Origin of the sequence: Acinetobacter sp. YH12219, from assembly GCF_013417875.1 — a bacterium.
GTDB lineage: Bacteria > Pseudomonadota > Gammaproteobacteria > Pseudomonadales > Moraxellaceae > Acinetobacter > Acinetobacter amyesii.
On the sequence record NZ_VPDC01000001.1, the window covers coordinates 1 to 15,559 of the forward strand.

The following is a 15,559-nucleotide window of genomic DNA, read 5'->3' on the forward strand; positions in this document are numbered from 1 at the left end:
ACTGAGGATCAGAAAGCTTGTTTGAATCGATGTATTTCATCCGCAGATTATGCACGAATGCTAAGAAATCCGGAGTGCAAATATTAACCAAAAAGAAGATCGTTTTTTGATTTATGAAAGAGATCTATTGAATAAGTTAATAAAATTAGGTTTGTGGTAAGGTCAATTCTTTGTATGATAGATTCTATGTGTAGGCTTCTTCATTCTGAAATTATATCGCTGAACAATTTTTTGATAACAGCATTAGGCAACAAGGCTCTAATAAATAAAATGTCCTAAGCAGCAGTACAAATAAAGAAATATATAAATGGGAGTAACTCTAAATTCCTAAAATTATCTGATATGGTTTAAATCCTTCGATCACTGCTTCAGAAATCAATTGGATAAAAGCTTCAGTTTTGTCATAAGCCATCCACTGATCCAAAGCTTCATAGTAAGCCACGCGATTTTTCAACTGTAATAACGCAAGGTGGATATCCAGATTTCAGCAACTTAAGGTTCATCAATAGACGTGATGTGCGTCTATTACCATCAATAAAAAATCCAGGTGTACTTTAGCTGCACGTTCAATAGGATGACGCTGATGCGCTTCCGACTTGTACCAACCGACTAGTTGAGCCATTTTGTCATTCAACAATGTATAGTCAGGTGGGGTAGTCGTAGCACCTGAAATCAATATATTTCGTTGGTGGTAATGACCTACATTGCCATCATCAATATTTTTTAGAATGCTGAATTTTTACGGTATTTTTTGCGGTACAATGATGTAGGTTGGGTTTAAATATTTATAATAAACAATTAGTTAAATTGTATTTACGGTGCGCGCTGAGCGCACCATTTTTTAGTTTTGATTGTTGAACTAAATTTTGCGAATCAATAGCTTTTATTATTACTACTTTTCTATTCAACCCGATCAATCTCAAAGCCCAATATTGCTTTAGCCATCATTGATGTATCTTTTTCTATATATAAAATTCAAAATATTTCTCAGTTGTTTTTATTCTAAGTTCAAAGTCATAAAAACATTTAAATTGAAAGCTTATAAAGAGTGAAAATAGAAAGTTCACTGTATTTATATCTGCATCTAAATCAAAAGAAACTATTGAAATCACGATTATAAAAGTCATGCACCAAAATAGTGGAGCTTGGAAACTTAATAGAACACTTAGTGTATTGTTCTGCCTATACAAAATAGGTAAATGATTGGTTTTAAATATTAAAGCATTGAAAAACAAAGAATAATTATAGTTGGCATGATGTGTGCAACATAGTATTCAAACTTGGATACAAGAATGAGCACATCAATGAACCCAATAAAAACTTTAGGCTGGACTTTAGCGGAATGGAAAGCGGGCTACGCAAACAACACACTTCAACTTGAAGACTTATATGCCTTGGTCGAGCAATTTGACCATGCAGACCCAGCATGGATTTCCATTGCATCGATAGAACAAATAACTGCACAGGTTGACGCTTTAAAACAAATTGAAAATGCGACTGCCTTACCTTTGTTTGGTGTGCCTATTGCAGTGAAAGACAATATTGATGTGGCAGGCTTTGCGTCAACGGCTGCGTTTAAATTATTTACTGAAATTAAAACTGAAGATGCCTATGTGGTACAACGCTTAAAACAAGCGGGTGCGATTATTGTAGGCAAAACCAATTTAGATCAATTTGCCACAGGATTGGTCGGTACACGTTCACCATTTGGTGCAGTGCCAAATACTTTTAATCCTGACTATGTAAGCGGTGGTTCAAGCTCTGGTTCAGGCAGTGTGGTGGCGCGTGGTTTAGTCCCGATTGCACTCGGTACAGATACAGCAGGCTCAGGACGAATTCCCGCAGCATTTAATAATATTGTTGGTTTAAAACCGACCAAAGGTCGCTTTTCAAATACAGGCTTATTGCCTGCGTGTAAAAGCTTAGATTGCATTTCAATTTTTGCCTTAACCGTCGCTGATGCGACTGCTGTGGCAGATGTTATGGAAGGTTTTGATGTAAGCGACAGCTATTCACGTGTGAATCCTGCAACAGCGCCTGCAACGTTCAGCGCACAATTAAAGTTAGCCATTCCAAAACAATTAGAATTTTTTGGCGATGCTCAATCGGCGGATGCATTTCAGCAAGCACTGACTAAATTAAAAAACTTAGGCGCAGAACTGACAGAAATTGATTTCAGCGCTTTTAGTCAATTGGCGAGCCAACTTTACCAAGGGTCATGGGTCGCAGAGCGAACTGCTGCAGTTGCAGACTTATTAGAAACATCGGTACAAGACTTTGATCCAACAGTTTTAGAAATTATTCAAAAAGGCCAGCAGTACACTGCGGTTGATGCTTATAACGCCGAATATTTAAAGCAAGAATTGGCTCGAGACATTCAGCAAACCTTAGCGCAATTTGATGCCTTAGTGGTGCCAAGCTCGCCAACCATACACACGCTTGCAGAAATGGCTGAATCGCCAATTGAAAATAATAGCCACTTTGGCACCTATACCAACTTTACCAATTTAGCAGACCTCAGTGCCATCGCTGTACCTGCAGGCTTTCGTGCCGACGGGCTGCCTTTTGGAATCACATTCATTGCACCGGCTTGGCACGATACGGCTTTAGCAGATTTTGCCGAAAAATGGCAAAAGCATTTGAAATTACCACTCGGTGCAGTAGCTAAAACATTGCCTGAAGCAAATTCAGTCATGTCTGCACCATCCGCACAACATTTTCGAGTTGCAGTCGTAGGCGCACATCTCACAGGCATGCCACTCAATTTCCAACTGACAACACGCCAAGCCGTGCATGTTGAAACCACAACCACTTCTGCCGATTACGCCCTCTATGCACTGCCGGGCACAGTACCTCCGAAACCAGGTTTAGCGCGTCAGGAAGCGGGTCAAAAAATTATTGTCGAGCTTTGGGATATTCCAAAAGCACGCTTTGGTGAATTTGTCGCCGAAATTCCAACACCACTGGGTATGGGCAATATCGAGCTTGCCGATGGACGTTGGGTGAAAGGCTTTATTTGTGAACCTTATGGCCTAAACGGTGCAAAAAATATCAGTGAATTTGGCGGCTGGCGCGCCTATATCCAATCACTGCAAGCAACAACAGCAAAATCAAATTAAAAAAATCGGGGAAATAATCATGTTTAAAACAGTTTTAATTGCAAACCGTGGTGAAATTGCTGTTCGTGCGATTCGTACTCTAAAAAAATTAGGTGTGAAATCTGTTGCCGTGTATTCAGAGACCGACCGTTATGCACAGCATGTCTTAGATGCAGATGTGGCAGTTTCTCTTGAAGGTATTAAACCTGCAGAGACTTATTTAAGTATTGAAAAATTGATTCAAGCAGCCAAACAAACTGGTGCTGAAGCAATATTTCCCGGTTATGGTTTCTTATCTGAAAGTGCCGACTTTGCCCGTGCATGTGAGGAAAATAACATTGCTTTTATGGGGCCAACCGCCGAACAAATTTTAGAATTTGGCTTGAAGCATCGTGCACGTGAATTGGCTGCGGCAGCCAATGTACCCATGACACCGGGCACAGGTTTATTGGCAAGTTTGGATGAAGCACTCGCATCTGCTGCAGAGATTGGCTATCCCATCATGCTGAAAAGCACCGCAGGCGGTGGCGGGATTGGTTTAACCCGCTGTGATGATGAACAATCATTAAAAGATGCGTATGAAAGTGTAAAGCGTCTAGGCGAGCAGTTTTTTAAAGATGCGGGTGTTTTCCTCGAGCGTTTTGTCGATAAAGCCCGTCATGTAGAAGTACAAATTTTTGGTGATGGTTTAGGTCAAGTCGTTGCCTTTGGTGAGCGTGATTGTTCCTTGCAGCGCCGTAACCAAAAAGTGGTGGAAGAAACACCAGCACCGCATTTACCTGAAGCAACCCGTCAAAAATTGCACCGTGCTGCTGTAGAGCTTGGTCAATTGGTGAAATACCGCAGCGCAGGTACGGTTGAGTTTATCTATGATGCTGTCCGTGATGAAGTGTATTTCCTTGAAGTAAATACCCGTTTGCAGGTTGAACATCCAGTCACTGAAATGGTGACAGGATTAGATCTGATTGAATGCATGCTGAAAGTGGCGGCAGGTGATGCTTTAGATTGGGAAAAACTCAGCAATATTCAGCCCAATGGCGCTGCCATTGAAGTGCGGATTTATGCAGAAGATCCAGTGAAAAACTTCCAGCCAAGTCCTGGTGTACTCACGGATGTATATTTCCCTGAAGACATCCGTGTGGATACGTGGGTATCTACAGGCACAGAAATTTCACAATATTTTGACCCGATGATTGCCAAAATTATTGTGCATGCGGCAGACCGAGACAGTGCGGTTGCTAAGTTAAAAACAGCCTTGGCTGAAACCCGTCTGAATGGCATCAGCACCAACTTAGACTATGCGCATACCGTAGTGTCTGATGCACGCTTTGAAAATATGCAAATTTGGACACGCCTGCTGGATGATTTTAAATATGTGCCAAATGTGATTGAGGTGCTGCAACCAGGTACACAAAGTACGATTCAGGATTATCCGGGGCGTGTGGGCTATTGGGATATTGGTGTACCGCCATCAGGCCCAATGGATGATTATGCATTTCAGTTGGCCAATCAAGTTGTGGGTAATCCAAAATCGGCAGCAGGCTTTGAATTTACCTTACAAGGACCAAGTCTTAAATTTCATGCCGACAGCATCGTAGCCTTAGCAGGTGCGCCATGCAGCGCGGCTCTAGATGGAGTAAATGTCGATTTTTGGCAGCCGATCAACATCAAAGCTGGGCAAACTTTGGTACTAGGACAAGTTGAATCGGGTTGCCGTACATATCTTGCAATCCGCAATGGGTTAAATGTACCTAAATATCTAGGCAGTCGTTCAACCTTTGCATTGGGTAATTTTGGCGGTCATGCAGGGCGAGGGCTGCGCGCAGGCGACATGATTAAAATGGTCAATCCTAGCCTGCCTTTGGATGGATTGGAAATTGCTACAGCAGCACCACAAGCTTTGGCAGCAGAGCGTATTCCAAGCTATGGCAAAGAATGGAAAATTGGCGTGCTGTATGGTCCGCATGGTGCACCCGATTTCTTTAAACCTGAATATATTGAAGAATTCTTTGCTTCAACATGGAATGTGCACTTTAATTCAAACCGTTTAGGTATTCGCCTAACAGGTCCGACACCAAGCTGGGCACGTGAAAATGGCGGTGAAGCAGGTTTGCATCCATCCAATGTGCATGATTGTGAATATGCCATTGGGGCGATTAACTTCACTGGTGATTTCCCTGTGATTTTGGCTAAAGATGGCCCAAGCCTCGGTGGCTTTGTTTGCCCAGTCACGATTGCCAAAGCAGAACTTTGGAAGATTGGTCAACTGAAGGCAGATGACAGCATCAGTTTCTATCCAATGAGTGTGGAACAAGCCAATGCCTTGGAAGTTCAGCAAATTGCCGATATCCAAAACTTTGCCCAAGCACCTGAAAAGTCAGAGTTGGCAAATTTTGAATGCAAGCCTGAAGGGATATTGGCTGTGCGTGAAGCAGATTCCCATGCGCCAAAAGCGGTGTATCGTCAGGCGGGTGACAGTTACATCTTGCTGGAATATGGCGAAAATGTCCTCGACCTTGCATTACGCTTACGTGTTTATCGACTGATGCAGCTCATTCGTGAAGCGAACATTGAGGGCATTTTAGAGCTTTCTCCGGGTGTACGTTCACTGCAAATTAAATATGATGGATTGCGTTTCAGCCAAGCGAATTTAATCCAGTTCTTATTGGGTCTGGAAAATGAGATGGGGGATTTGAGCCAAATCAAAATTCCATCCCGTATTATTCACTTGCCGATGGCATTTGAGGATTCGGCAACTTTAGGTGCTGTAGAACGTTATCAAGAAAGTGTCTGTTCCAAAGCGCCGTGGTTGCCAAATAACGTCGATTTCATTCAGCGCATTAATGGCTTAGACAGCCGTGAGCAAGTCAAAGACATCATTTTTGATGCCAATTACCTGATTTTAGGTTTAGGCGATGTATATTTAACCGCACCTTGTGCCGTGCCAATTGATCCACGTCATCGTTTACTCAGCTCGAAATATAATCCTGCACGTACCTTTACCGCAGAAGGCACAGTCGGTATTGGCGGTATGTACATGTGTATTTATGGCATGGACTCACCGGGCGGTTATCAGTTGATTGGTCGTACATTGCCTATTTGGAATAAGTTTAAAAAGAACAAGCAGTTTGGCGATCAGCAATGGTTCTTACGCTTCTTTGATCAAATTAAATATTATGAAGTAACCGAAGCTGAACTCGATCAATTCCGTGCCGACTTTGCCAATGGTGTGGCGGAAATCAAAATTGAAGAAACTGAATTTGATTTTGCAGCCTATCAAGCCTTTTTGGAAACAGAGAAGGACAGTATTGCCGAATTTAAAGCGCAGCAGCAGCAGGCATTTACAACTGAAGTTGAACGCTGGAAAGATGAGTTCGATGCGCCTGCGGAAATAGAAATCCTGCAAGATGATACTGACTATAGCCAATTTGCAGCCTTGAATGCATCGATGACCGGCAACATTTGGAAAATTTTTGTCGAAGCTGGACAGTCTGTGAAGAAAGGTGAGACTGTAGCCATTATTGAAGCGATGAAAATGGAGCTTCCAGTCTATGCCGATGATGACGGCATAGTGAAAGCGATTATCTGCCGTGCAGGACAAACGGTACATAGCGGTGAGCCGCTGGTTTATATGGAATAAACATGACCACAACCACCATTGTTGGGAAAAGCTCAGACAACTTGTCTGAGCTGGTTTTCCAAAAAATAAAAAACGATATTTTTGATTTCCAGCTCAAACCGGGCGCACGGTTTACCGAATCTGAAATTGCCGAGTTGTATGAAGTGAGCCGTACACCCGTACGTCAGGCTTTATACCGTTTACAGCAAGATGGCTATGTAAGAGTACATTTTCGTAGCGGTTGGGAGGTGAAGCCGCTGAACTTTCAAGCTTATGAAGAACTGTATGATTTGCGGATTTTGCTTGAATGCTATGCCATTGAGCAGCTCTGCAAAATGGAATCAGAGCAACTCAAACAGGCTTTACAGGACTTGGTGAATTTGTGGTGTATTCAGCCCGAACAGTATTTGCATGATTTAAAAACTTTATCGATGCAAGATGAAGCATTTCACTGCCAATTGGTTGAGGCAATCGGTAATAGTGAAATGGCGAAAGTGCATCGGGATGTGAGTGAAAAAATTCGTATTATTCGACGTTTAGATTTCTCTAAAGATTATCGAATTGAAGCCACTTATGCAGAGCATCAACAGATTTTACAATTGATACTCGAACATGATGTGACAGCTGCACTAGAGAAGATGCGCAGCCATATTCAGCAAAGCAAAGAAGAGGTGAAAAAAATTACTTTGGAAATGTTGGCGCGAATGGCATAGAAGTATTTGCAAAAGATCTACCTGACGGAAAGTCTTAGAAAATATGCATTTTACGAGTCAATCTGTGTCGTTCGGGCAGCACTTAGAGCTACAAATATCTGTATTCATTGGTTAATATGATGGAGAAAAATAAAAAAAACCACGAAGAGGAGGTTCTATATTTCAACTTTAGAAAACGCGATTTCTTTGGCGACTGAACGCCATTTCGGACAAGTCGATAAAGCGGGTCAAGCTTATATTCAGCATCCACTTCGTGTGATGCAAAATGTGCAACATCCCGACGCTAAAATCGTTGCTGTATTGCATGACATTTTAGAAGATACTGCGACAACGACGGATGAGCTTCGTGCCATGGGTTTTCAAGCGCATATTATTGACGCGATACTGGCACTGACTAAAACAGCAGGTGAGAACCGATTTCAAGCTGCGCAGCGTACCGCCAAAAACGCAGTAGCGTGTGAAGTAAAACTCAGTGATTTGCATGACAATATGGATTTGTCTCGCTTAACCACGGTCACAGCAAAAGATCGACGTCGGTATCAACAATATGTAAAAGTTAAACATAGATTAGAGTGTGCTCGGAGCGTCCATTTACATCTGATCAATTTAAATCTAACAACAGATTATCCGAGATTTCAATTTCAAAGTTCACAGCAAAATTTTCAATATCTTCTCAATGCGATGTTTGATCTAGAGCATTCATTAGGTGGCGTTCAGATTGGAAGTCCACAGGAATGGTGGATTTTATTTGAAGATGTCAGCGCATATTTTGCATATTGCCAAAGAAAGGGAGTAGTTCCCAAGCAGGCAACATTCTTAGATTTAATTTTAACCACAGATCGGGACTATTTCGGGGGCATCTTTCAAATTGAACAAGATCGGCAATTATTTGCCTCTATGTTTGGCGTCTTTATGCAAAATCATTTTTATCGCGTGGAAACTGAAGGCTGATTAGATAGATTGCATCAGCAATAGAATAAAATCACCTTTGATTGATGAATTTTATCTCGATAATTAGATGCTGAGCGGCATATATAAACATCTCGAAATGCTAGACTTCGAGATGTTTAAAGTAATTCCATCCATTGACATCTCCAATGAAACATTTGGCCATGCTTGCTGAACCTTATGCCTCAATCCTACATGGCATCATGGTGGCTGCAGGATTTATCATTCCAACTTTGGTGTTGATGTGGTTGTATAAACGCAGTGAACGCCTAAGCCAAGCGGCATAAAAAAAAGCCCTCACATTTGAGGGCTTTTTCGTTATTTTACTTCGGGTAAATCAAACCAAATCACTTGAGCATCTTCAAGCGCTTCAATTTTGCTAGCTTCTAGAAAGGCGATTGCGCCACCAGCTTCAACGGTATGTTCAGCAATTTTCACTGAGCCTGAAATGACATGCACATAGTTAATGTGTTGTGTTGCTTCAATGTCTAAAGATTGACCTTTAGAAATGACTGCTGTTTTCACTTCAGCTTGTTGGCGAATATGCATCGGTGCATTGTCATTCGGTCCAACAATTAAATGCCATTGATCTGGTTGATCACGTGGATCGCATTTAATTTGCTGATATGTCGGCTCTGCATCACGTTCGTTTGGAATGATCCAAATTTGCAATAAATGAACATCTTCATCACCTTGGTTCATTTCACTGTGACGAACACCAGTTCCCGCGCTCATCAGCTGCCATTCACCAGCAGAAATCCCACCATGATTACCCATACTGTCTTTATGGGTAATTGTACCTTTTAGCACGCAGGTCAAAATTTCCATGTTGTCATGTGGGTGTTGACCAAAACCTTCATGTGCTGCAATTAAGTCATCATTAATTACACGAAGCGCACTAACGCCCATGTATTTCGGGTCATACCAGTTACCAAAAGAGAAGCTGTGTTTAGACTCAAGCCAGCCCATTTTTACGTGACCACGGTTTTCACTTGGATGTAAAAAAGCATTCATGGCATTCATCCTTATCTTAATTATTGAACATGTGCCTATTTTAAGATTGAACTAAATCGGGATATATAGTTTTTTAGCGACAATTCATCCTATTTTTGCAACGATCATTCATGATTGAGTCTTTTGTTATGCATGAATGCACAGCTATAAAAAAAGCCTGCACGAAGCAGGCTATTTTAAATGTGACTAAGATTATTCTAAGAATTTAACAGTCACACCAGATTTGACTTTCTTACCTAAGTCATTTGCATCCCAGTTGGTCAAACGAATACAACCGTGTGATGCAGTTTTAGAGATAGCAGATGGGTTCGGTGTACCGTGAATACCAAATGATTTTTTGCTCAAGCCAATCCAGATATTACCGACAGGGCCATTTGGACCAGGTGGTAATGAAAGTGGTTTTTTGTTGTTGCCTTGAACAAAGTTAGACGGTGAGTAGCTGTACCATGGGTTTGGTGCAACACCTGTTACTTTATATGTACCTGTAGGCGATGGTGTATCTGAACTACCAATCGTTGCCGGGAATGAACCGATCATTTGGTTGCGGCTATTAAACAAGTAAAGTTGTTTCGCGCCTTTATGTGCAACGATCAGGTGAATATCTTCAGGAACTTCGTTACGAATATTCGCAACTAAGATTTTTTCACCAGCTTTTTTAAATGTCGCTTTTGGATTCAACTTTTTCAAAAAGTCTTCGTCCATGTGGAATTTTTCACCCAACATTTCAGTCACACGTGTGTAGTACAAGCCTTTCATTTTTGCTTGTAATGCATAGTCGTGTGGAATTGATGCTGCATAAGGACCTTTCAAGTCTGCGTCAGTCAACGTATATTCAATAAATGCAGGTTTAGAACCTTGTTTCGCAATCAGCGCATCCCAAGTTTCTTTAGTTAAAGTCCCTGTAGGTTTCAACCCATTCATTTGTTGGAATGAAGCGATCGCCTTTAGGGTATTTTTACCACTGGTACCATCAATTGCACCCGGTGAAGCATGTGCATTATTGAGCATGACATGCGCACGTGCATAAACAGGGAATTGACCTTTACCAATGTTGTCATACCACTGCGCATTATTTAGGTCATTTAAACCCCAAGCAACTTTGGCAGCAGGCGAAGTTGGTGTTGGAGTTGTAGCAGTCGCTGTAGCAGGTGCAGCACCGATGTCGGCTTTAACATCTTCTGATTGTTGCAAGCTGTCTAAAGTTTGCGATGCTTGGTTCAGATCTTCTTGTTCTTGAGCGCTAATCTGGCTAGTTGCAGATGAAGCTTCAGTCGCTAACGGATCAATGGGATCCTGAACTGCAACATTAGTCACTTTTTTTGGCGTTAATGGTTGTTCAGCAGTAGATGCGGCAATAGCTGTACCAGCAAATATGCAACTTAGGCTCAGTGCGAGCATGGTGCGAACGAACATGTAATTCAACCTTAAGAATTATTCATTTACTGTGTATTAAAAACTGGCTAAGTATTACAGAAAAAAAGTGGAGATGCAGTAGTTGTTTTGTGTAAATATCATTTTTGGCACTCAACATGATCGGTTTTTAAATGCTTGAGAAGTTATTATATTTACAACCTTTTTGATATGATGATGCCAATATCGAATTAAGTTGGGAAAGTGAATGACGACCTTAAAAAATGATCGTTTCTTGCGTGCCTTATTACGTGAACCGGTAGATGCAACTCCGGTTTGGATGATGCGTCAGGCTGGCCGTTATTTACCAGAGTATCGTGAAACACGTGCACAAGCGGGTGATTTCCTATCCCTTTGTAAAAATACAGAATTTGCTTGTGAAGTTACTTTACAACCTTTGCGTCGTTATGACTTAGACGCAGCTATTTTATTTTCAGACATTTTGACAGTACCTGATGCGTTGGGTTTGGGACTGTATTTTGAAGCAGGTGAAGGTCCGAAGTTTCATAAAACTGTACGTACCGAACAAGATGTACTGAATTTACCTAAGTTTAATGCCAAATCTGACTTAGATTATGTCATGAATGCAGTGACTACGATTCGTTCAGCATTGGGCGGACAAGTTCCTTTGATTGGTTTCTCAGGCAGTCCTTGGACACTGGCAACCTATATGGTGGAAGGCGGTTCAAGCAAAGATTTCCGTTTTACGAAACAAATGATGTATGCACAACCTGAAGTGTTGCATGCCTTATTAGACCGTTTGGCTGTGGCGGTGACTGAATATCTCAATGCGCAGATTGATGCAGGTGCCCAAGCCGTACAAATCTTTGATAGTTGGGGTGGGGCATTAGCACACCGTGAATACATCGAATTTTCACTAAACTACATGCAAAAAATCGTGGCAGGATTACAGCGTGAAAAAGATGGACGCAAAGTTCCTGTGATTTTGTTTACCAAAGGTGGTGGTCAATGGTTAGAGCCAATGATTGCAACGGGTGCAGATGCCTTTGGTTTAGATTGGACTACGCCATTAAATGTGGCGCGTCAAACAGTCGCAGGCCGTGCAGCATTGCAAGGCAACTTAGACCCAGCAACATTATATGGTTCGCCTGAAGCGATTGCGAAAGCGACGCGTGCCATGTTAGATGATGCATATGCCAACGGTGAAAAAACCGGTTATGTGGCGAACTTAGGTCATGGTATTACTCAGTGGGTAGATCCAGCCAATCCAAAAGCCTTTATTGATACGGTACACGAATATAGTGCCAAGTATTTATAAGGCTTCAAGGAAATAGGTTTAGGATTCAACCGTGGTCAAGATGATAAAATCATGTTTTGAGTTCTCTTATAAGGCAGCTTCGGCTGCCTTATTTGGGATATTACTGTTGATCGCTTTTGCATTAACAGCAGCAATGGGAAGTCAGGAATATTTTGGCTTTTTCCGTTATGACTATTTATTGTTTTATGCACTGATTATTCAAGTGTGTTTACTCTACCTGAAACTCGAGTCTTGGGCGGAAGCCAAAGTCATAGCACTGTTTCATATCCTTGCAATGGGGATGGAAATATTTCTGACTCATCCACATATTGCCTCATGGCAATATCCGCAGCCTGCGGTTTTTAAACTGCTGACTGTGCCATTGTTTGCAGGTTTCATGTATTCAGCGGTGGGAAGTTTCTTTGCACGTTCGCTACGTCTATATCAAGTGTCGTTCAGTAACTTACCGCGTTTTTGCAATATGCTGTGCTTAGCCGTTTTGTCATATCTTAATTTTATGACCAAATTTTTTGTGCCAGATATTCGTATGTTTTTGTTTGCTTGGAGTGTGGTGATCTTTTGGAAAACTAAGCTCAGTTTTCAATTACAAAATCATGTGATTCAGTTGCCCATGTTACCAGTACTGTTGATTTTGGCATTTTTGATTTGGATCGCAGAAAATATCAGTACTTTCTATCAAATTTGGTTATATCCAAGTCAGGTCGATGCATGGCATATGGTCGGTTGGGGGAAACTCGGTTCTTGGTATTTGTTGCTATTACTCAGTTTGGTTTTAGTGCTCAAAATTCTTGGAAAACGTGATGAAAATGGTACTTGGTTGCTCAAAAAATAGTGAAAAAGAACGTATTATTTTTAGCCAAAAGTTTTAGATGAAAATGTTTTGCCTTCTCTGAAAGATCAAGTTAATCTACAGGTGTGTAATCAAAATTACACATGTTTTAATAATTAAAAACAATGGAATAAAATTCCCTGGAGAAGTGCTATGTTAAAAAAATTAGCTTTAGTGGCAGTCGTTGCACTAGGTTCTACAGCTGCTTTTGCTGACCGTGACGTAGGTTGTGGTGTTGGTTCTCAAGTTTGGGCGGGTCAATCAGGTAAAATTCCTAAAATTTTAGCTGCGACTACCAACGGTATTTTTACTAACCAGTTACTTGGTATTACCTTTGGTACTTTAGGTTGTAGCGGTACAGGTACAGTAACTGCTCAAGCGGTAACATTTACCAATGAAAATGCTGAATCACTTGCTCGTGATATGGCAGTTGGTCAAGGTGAGAGCCTGAATGTTTTGGCTGAGCTTTTAAACATCCAATCAACAGATAAAGCACGTTTCTTTGCTGTGTCTAAAGCAAATTTTGCTGAAATCTATTCAGCTGAAAACCAGTCTTCTTTACAAGTACTTGCTTCATTACAAAGCGTAATGGCGAAAGATGAAGTACTTAAAGCATACGTTTAATCGATGCTTTCAAAACCCTGTCTCTCGGCAGGGTTTTTTATTATCTAAAATATATAAAAATGGATTTGAATATAACTGAATGAAATCAATTGCTTTATTTTGTACCTTTATGATTCCGAGCATCTTATATGCTCAGCAAGTTGTAGATCCAAACCTCTCTAAAACCGTAGAGCTACAGCGATATATTGAACTTGCACAATCAAAAAAACTGTCTGAACACATCAGTTGGCAACGACTTTTATATACAGATCATAAAGGACAAAGTGAAGTTGCCTATACAGGTTATTTTTTAGCTGAAAATGGCCGCCAAAGTGCTCAAGCTGAATTAGAGGCAGATGTCGCTGCACTGTTTCAACCCGCCGAACCTAATCAAGCCTTTCGTTGTCGTTTCCCTGCGCGTAGTCAGTGGCTGATGCAAGAATTATCCATCCGTTCAGAGCAGTTACCAGTGGTGAGTTGCCCTGAGTTTGATGAATGGTTTGGGAAAATTAAGCCGTATAAAGCGACATTAATTTACGCCACAGACTTTATGGGTAATCCAAGTTCTATGTTTGGACATACCTTATTGCGTCTCGATCCGAAAGATCAAAAAGAGCTAAATTTGGTGTCCTATGCCATTAACTATGCAGCGACAGTTGCAGGTGAAGATAACTGGTCTTATGCATGGAAAGGCTTAACAGGACAGTATCCTGGCGAATATTCCTTGATGCCGTACTACAGGAAGGTGAAAGAATATGGCGATTTTGAAAGTCGTGATTTGTGGGAATATGAGCTAGCACTGACCGAGCAAGAAACCAGTTATTTGGTTAAACATATTTGGGAAATGCAAAATGTCAGTTTTCCCTATTATTTTGCCAGCGATAACTGTGCATATCGATTATTGGGTTTAATGGATTTGGTTCGCCCGACACTGAATTTAACCCAGAAATTTAAAGTCGCTTCGATTCCCGTTGAGACGATTAAAGCGATCAATGATGAACAACTGATTCAAGCAGCGGTTTATCGTCCTGCATTAGAAACGCAGCTTTTATCACAAGCGCAGCAACATGGATATCGTTTAGCACGTGAAGCACATAAGCTCGCTGAAATTGAACCTGCGAACATGTCGACAGCACTCGCTGAGTTTAATGAAGCAGAGCAAGCGAAAATATTAGAAATGGCGTATGACCATCTGTATTTATTGCTGATTGGTCGAAAGGTGAGTGCGGAAGAAACACAGCCTAAGTTACGTCAAATCTTGGCCCTACGAAGTCAGTCTTCGCTACCGAAACAACGAACTGAACCTAAGCAGCCAAGTCTAGACCCAGTCAATGGACATCATGCGAGAAATTTTTCAGCCACAGTGGGTGAAGTTCAAGGTGAAAAATATATCGAACTCGGTCATCGTCAGGCATATCATGATTTGATTGATCCGCAAGGTGGCTTTCGGATTGGTACGCAGTTGATGTTTTGGGATGGCTCGATCCAATATCGAGATCACCAACTCAAGCTTAATCATTTTGATTTTTTATCGGTCAATTCCTACAACCCGATCACACCATTTAAAACACCGCTAACTTGGGGTTTTAATTTTGGCTGGCAGCAAGTATCTGTAGATGCAGGTCAATTTAGTGAAAAGAAACAACATGGCGTTGCTGAATTAAAAGCCCAATCCGGCTATAGCTTGGCCAATCAAGAACGCACACATTTGTGCTATGTGCAGTCTCAAATGCAGGTACAGGGCGGTAAGTCTCTCGATCAAGGTTGGCGAGTTGGACTTGGGCCGACACTGGGATGTCAAAATATTTGGTCCGAACGATTCAATAGTCTGGTTCAGGCAGAACTTCCGTATTGGCAAGATGCACATCAATGGAATCTGAAGCTCGATGCTGAATTACAATATATTGTTAACCAGCAAAATGCCTTAAGATTTGGCTATGAATACCAGCAACAAGATGATCAAGATTGGAATAAATTGAAATTGAGTTATGTATTTTTCTATTAATTTTTAAGATAGATAAAATGTGAAATATCAAATAAATTTGT

General features: G+C 41.3%; 10 protein-coding genes and 2 pseudogenes. 9 read left to right on the forward strand and 3 right to left on the reverse strand.

Going from position 1 to position 15,559, the window contains the following annotated elements; translation table 11 throughout:
- Positions 1-319 precede the first annotated feature (319 nt).
- A pseudogene (locus FTV04_RS00005) lies at positions 320-730 on the reverse strand (Fic family protein); the annotation flags it as partial.
- A 574-nt stretch (positions 731-1,304) separates the two neighbouring features.
- Here FTV04_RS00005 and atzF point away from each other — a divergent pair.
- The 5 genes and pseudogenes from atzF (at position 1,305) to FTV04_RS00030 (ending at position 8,665) form a co-directional block, all read left to right on the forward strand.
- A complete protein-coding gene (gene atzF / locus FTV04_RS00010) occupies positions 1,305-3,119 on the forward strand; it encodes an allophanate hydrolase (protein ID WP_180088226.1) in 1,815 nt (604 codons plus the stop codon).
- Positions 3,120-3,138: 19 nt separating this feature from the next.
- Entirely contained in the window at positions 3,139-6,738 is a 3,600-nt protein-coding gene (gene uca, locus FTV04_RS00015; RefSeq protein WP_180088019.1) for an urea carboxylase, read from the forward strand.
- 2 nt (positions 6,739-6,740) lie between these two features.
- Positions 6,741-7,430 (forward strand): GntR family transcriptional regulator, encoded by a 690-nt coding sequence (locus FTV04_RS00020; RefSeq protein ID WP_180088021.1) that lies wholly within the window; start codon positions 6,741-6,743, stop codon positions 7,428-7,430.
- Positions 7,431-7,589: 159 nt separating this feature from the next.
- Positions 7,590-7,991: pseudogene (locus FTV04_RS00025) on the forward strand (guanosine-3',5'-bis(diphosphate) 3'-pyrophosphohydrolase); the annotation flags it as partial.
- A gap of 536 nt (positions 7,992-8,527) precedes the next feature.
- Entirely contained in the window at positions 8,528-8,665 is a 138-nt protein-coding gene (locus FTV04_RS00030; RefSeq protein ID WP_180088023.1) for a hypothetical protein, read from the forward strand.
- 31 nt (positions 8,666-8,696) lie between these two features.
- Here FTV04_RS00030 and FTV04_RS00035 read toward each other — a convergent pair whose 3' ends face one another.
- Both FTV04_RS00035 and FTV04_RS00040 read right to left on the reverse strand, forming a co-directional pair.
- Positions 8,697-9,392, reverse strand: a complete 696-nt coding sequence (locus FTV04_RS00035) for a pirin-like bicupin family protein (protein ID WP_180088025.1) — start codon at positions 9,390-9,392, stop codon at positions 8,697-8,699.
- 192 nt (positions 9,393-9,584) lie between these two features.
- Complete coding sequence (locus tag FTV04_RS00040) at positions 9,585-10,805, reverse strand: L,D-transpeptidase (RefSeq protein ID WP_180066393.1); 1,221 nt, start codon at positions 10,803-10,805, stop codon at positions 9,585-9,587.
- Between the two features lie 205 nt (positions 10,806-11,010).
- On the opposite strand from FTV04_RS00040, the gene hemE reads away from it, so the two are divergent.
- The 4 genes from hemE to FTV04_RS00060 all read left to right on the forward strand — a co-directional run bounded on the left by hemE (position 11,011) and on the right by FTV04_RS00060 (position 15,518).
- Positions 11,011-12,081 carry a uroporphyrinogen decarboxylase gene (gene hemE / locus FTV04_RS00045; RefSeq protein ID WP_180088027.1) on the forward strand — a complete coding sequence of 357 codons (1,071 nt, stop codon included), beginning with the start codon at positions 11,011-11,013 and terminating at the stop codon, positions 12,079-12,081.
- 40 nt (positions 12,082-12,121) lie between these two features.
- Positions 12,122-12,913 (forward strand): DUF817 family protein, encoded by a 792-nt coding sequence (locus tag FTV04_RS00050; protein ID WP_180088229.1) that lies wholly within the window; start codon positions 12,122-12,124, stop codon positions 12,911-12,913.
- 150 nt (positions 12,914-13,063) lie between these two features.
- Positions 13,064-13,534 carry a DUF3015 family protein gene (locus tag FTV04_RS00055; RefSeq protein ID WP_078190276.1) on the forward strand — a complete coding sequence of 157 codons (471 nt, stop codon included), beginning with the start codon at positions 13,064-13,066 and terminating at the stop codon, positions 13,532-13,534.
- A gap of 109 nt (positions 13,535-13,643) precedes the next feature.
- Entirely contained in the window at positions 13,644-15,518 is a 1,875-nt protein-coding gene (locus tag FTV04_RS00060; RefSeq protein WP_373688104.1) for a DUF4105 domain-containing protein, read from the forward strand.
- Positions 15,519-15,559 lie beyond the last annotated feature (41 nt).

Excerpts from the sequence above, each read along its gene's own strand:
- atzF (WP_180088226.1), top strand. The coding sequence starts at position 1,305 with ATGAACCCAATAAAAACTTTAGGCTGGACTTTAGCGGAATGGAAAGCG.
- uca (WP_180088019.1), top strand. The coding sequence starts at position 3,139 with ATGTTTAAAACAGTTTTAATTGCAAACCGTGGTGAAATTGCTGTTCGT.
- FTV04_RS00020 (WP_180088021.1), top strand. The coding sequence starts at position 6,741 with ATGACCACAACCACCATTGTTGGGAAAAGCTCAGACAACTTGTCTGAG.
- FTV04_RS00030 (WP_180088023.1), top strand. The coding sequence starts at position 8,528 with ATGAAACATTTGGCCATGCTTGCTGAACCTTATGCCTCAATCCTACAT.
- FTV04_RS00035 (WP_180088025.1), bottom strand. The coding sequence starts at position 9,392 with ATGAATGCTTTTTTACATCCAAGTGAAAACCGTGGTCACGTAAAAATG.
- FTV04_RS00040 (WP_180066393.1), bottom strand. The coding sequence starts at position 10,805 with ATGTTCGTTCGCACCATGCTCGCACTGAGCCTAAGTTGCATATTTGCT.
- hemE (WP_180088027.1), top strand. The coding sequence starts at position 11,011 with ATGACGACCTTAAAAAATGATCGTTTCTTGCGTGCCTTATTACGTGAA.
- FTV04_RS00050 (WP_180088229.1), top strand. The coding sequence starts at position 12,122 with ATGATAAAATCATGTTTTGAGTTCTCTTATAAGGCAGCTTCGGCTGCC.
- FTV04_RS00055 (WP_078190276.1), top strand. The coding sequence starts at position 13,064 with ATGTTAAAAAAATTAGCTTTAGTGGCAGTCGTTGCACTAGGTTCTACA.
- FTV04_RS00060 (WP_373688104.1), top strand. The coding sequence starts at position 13,644 with ATGATTCCGAGCATCTTATATGCTCAGCAAGTTGTAGATCCAAACCTC.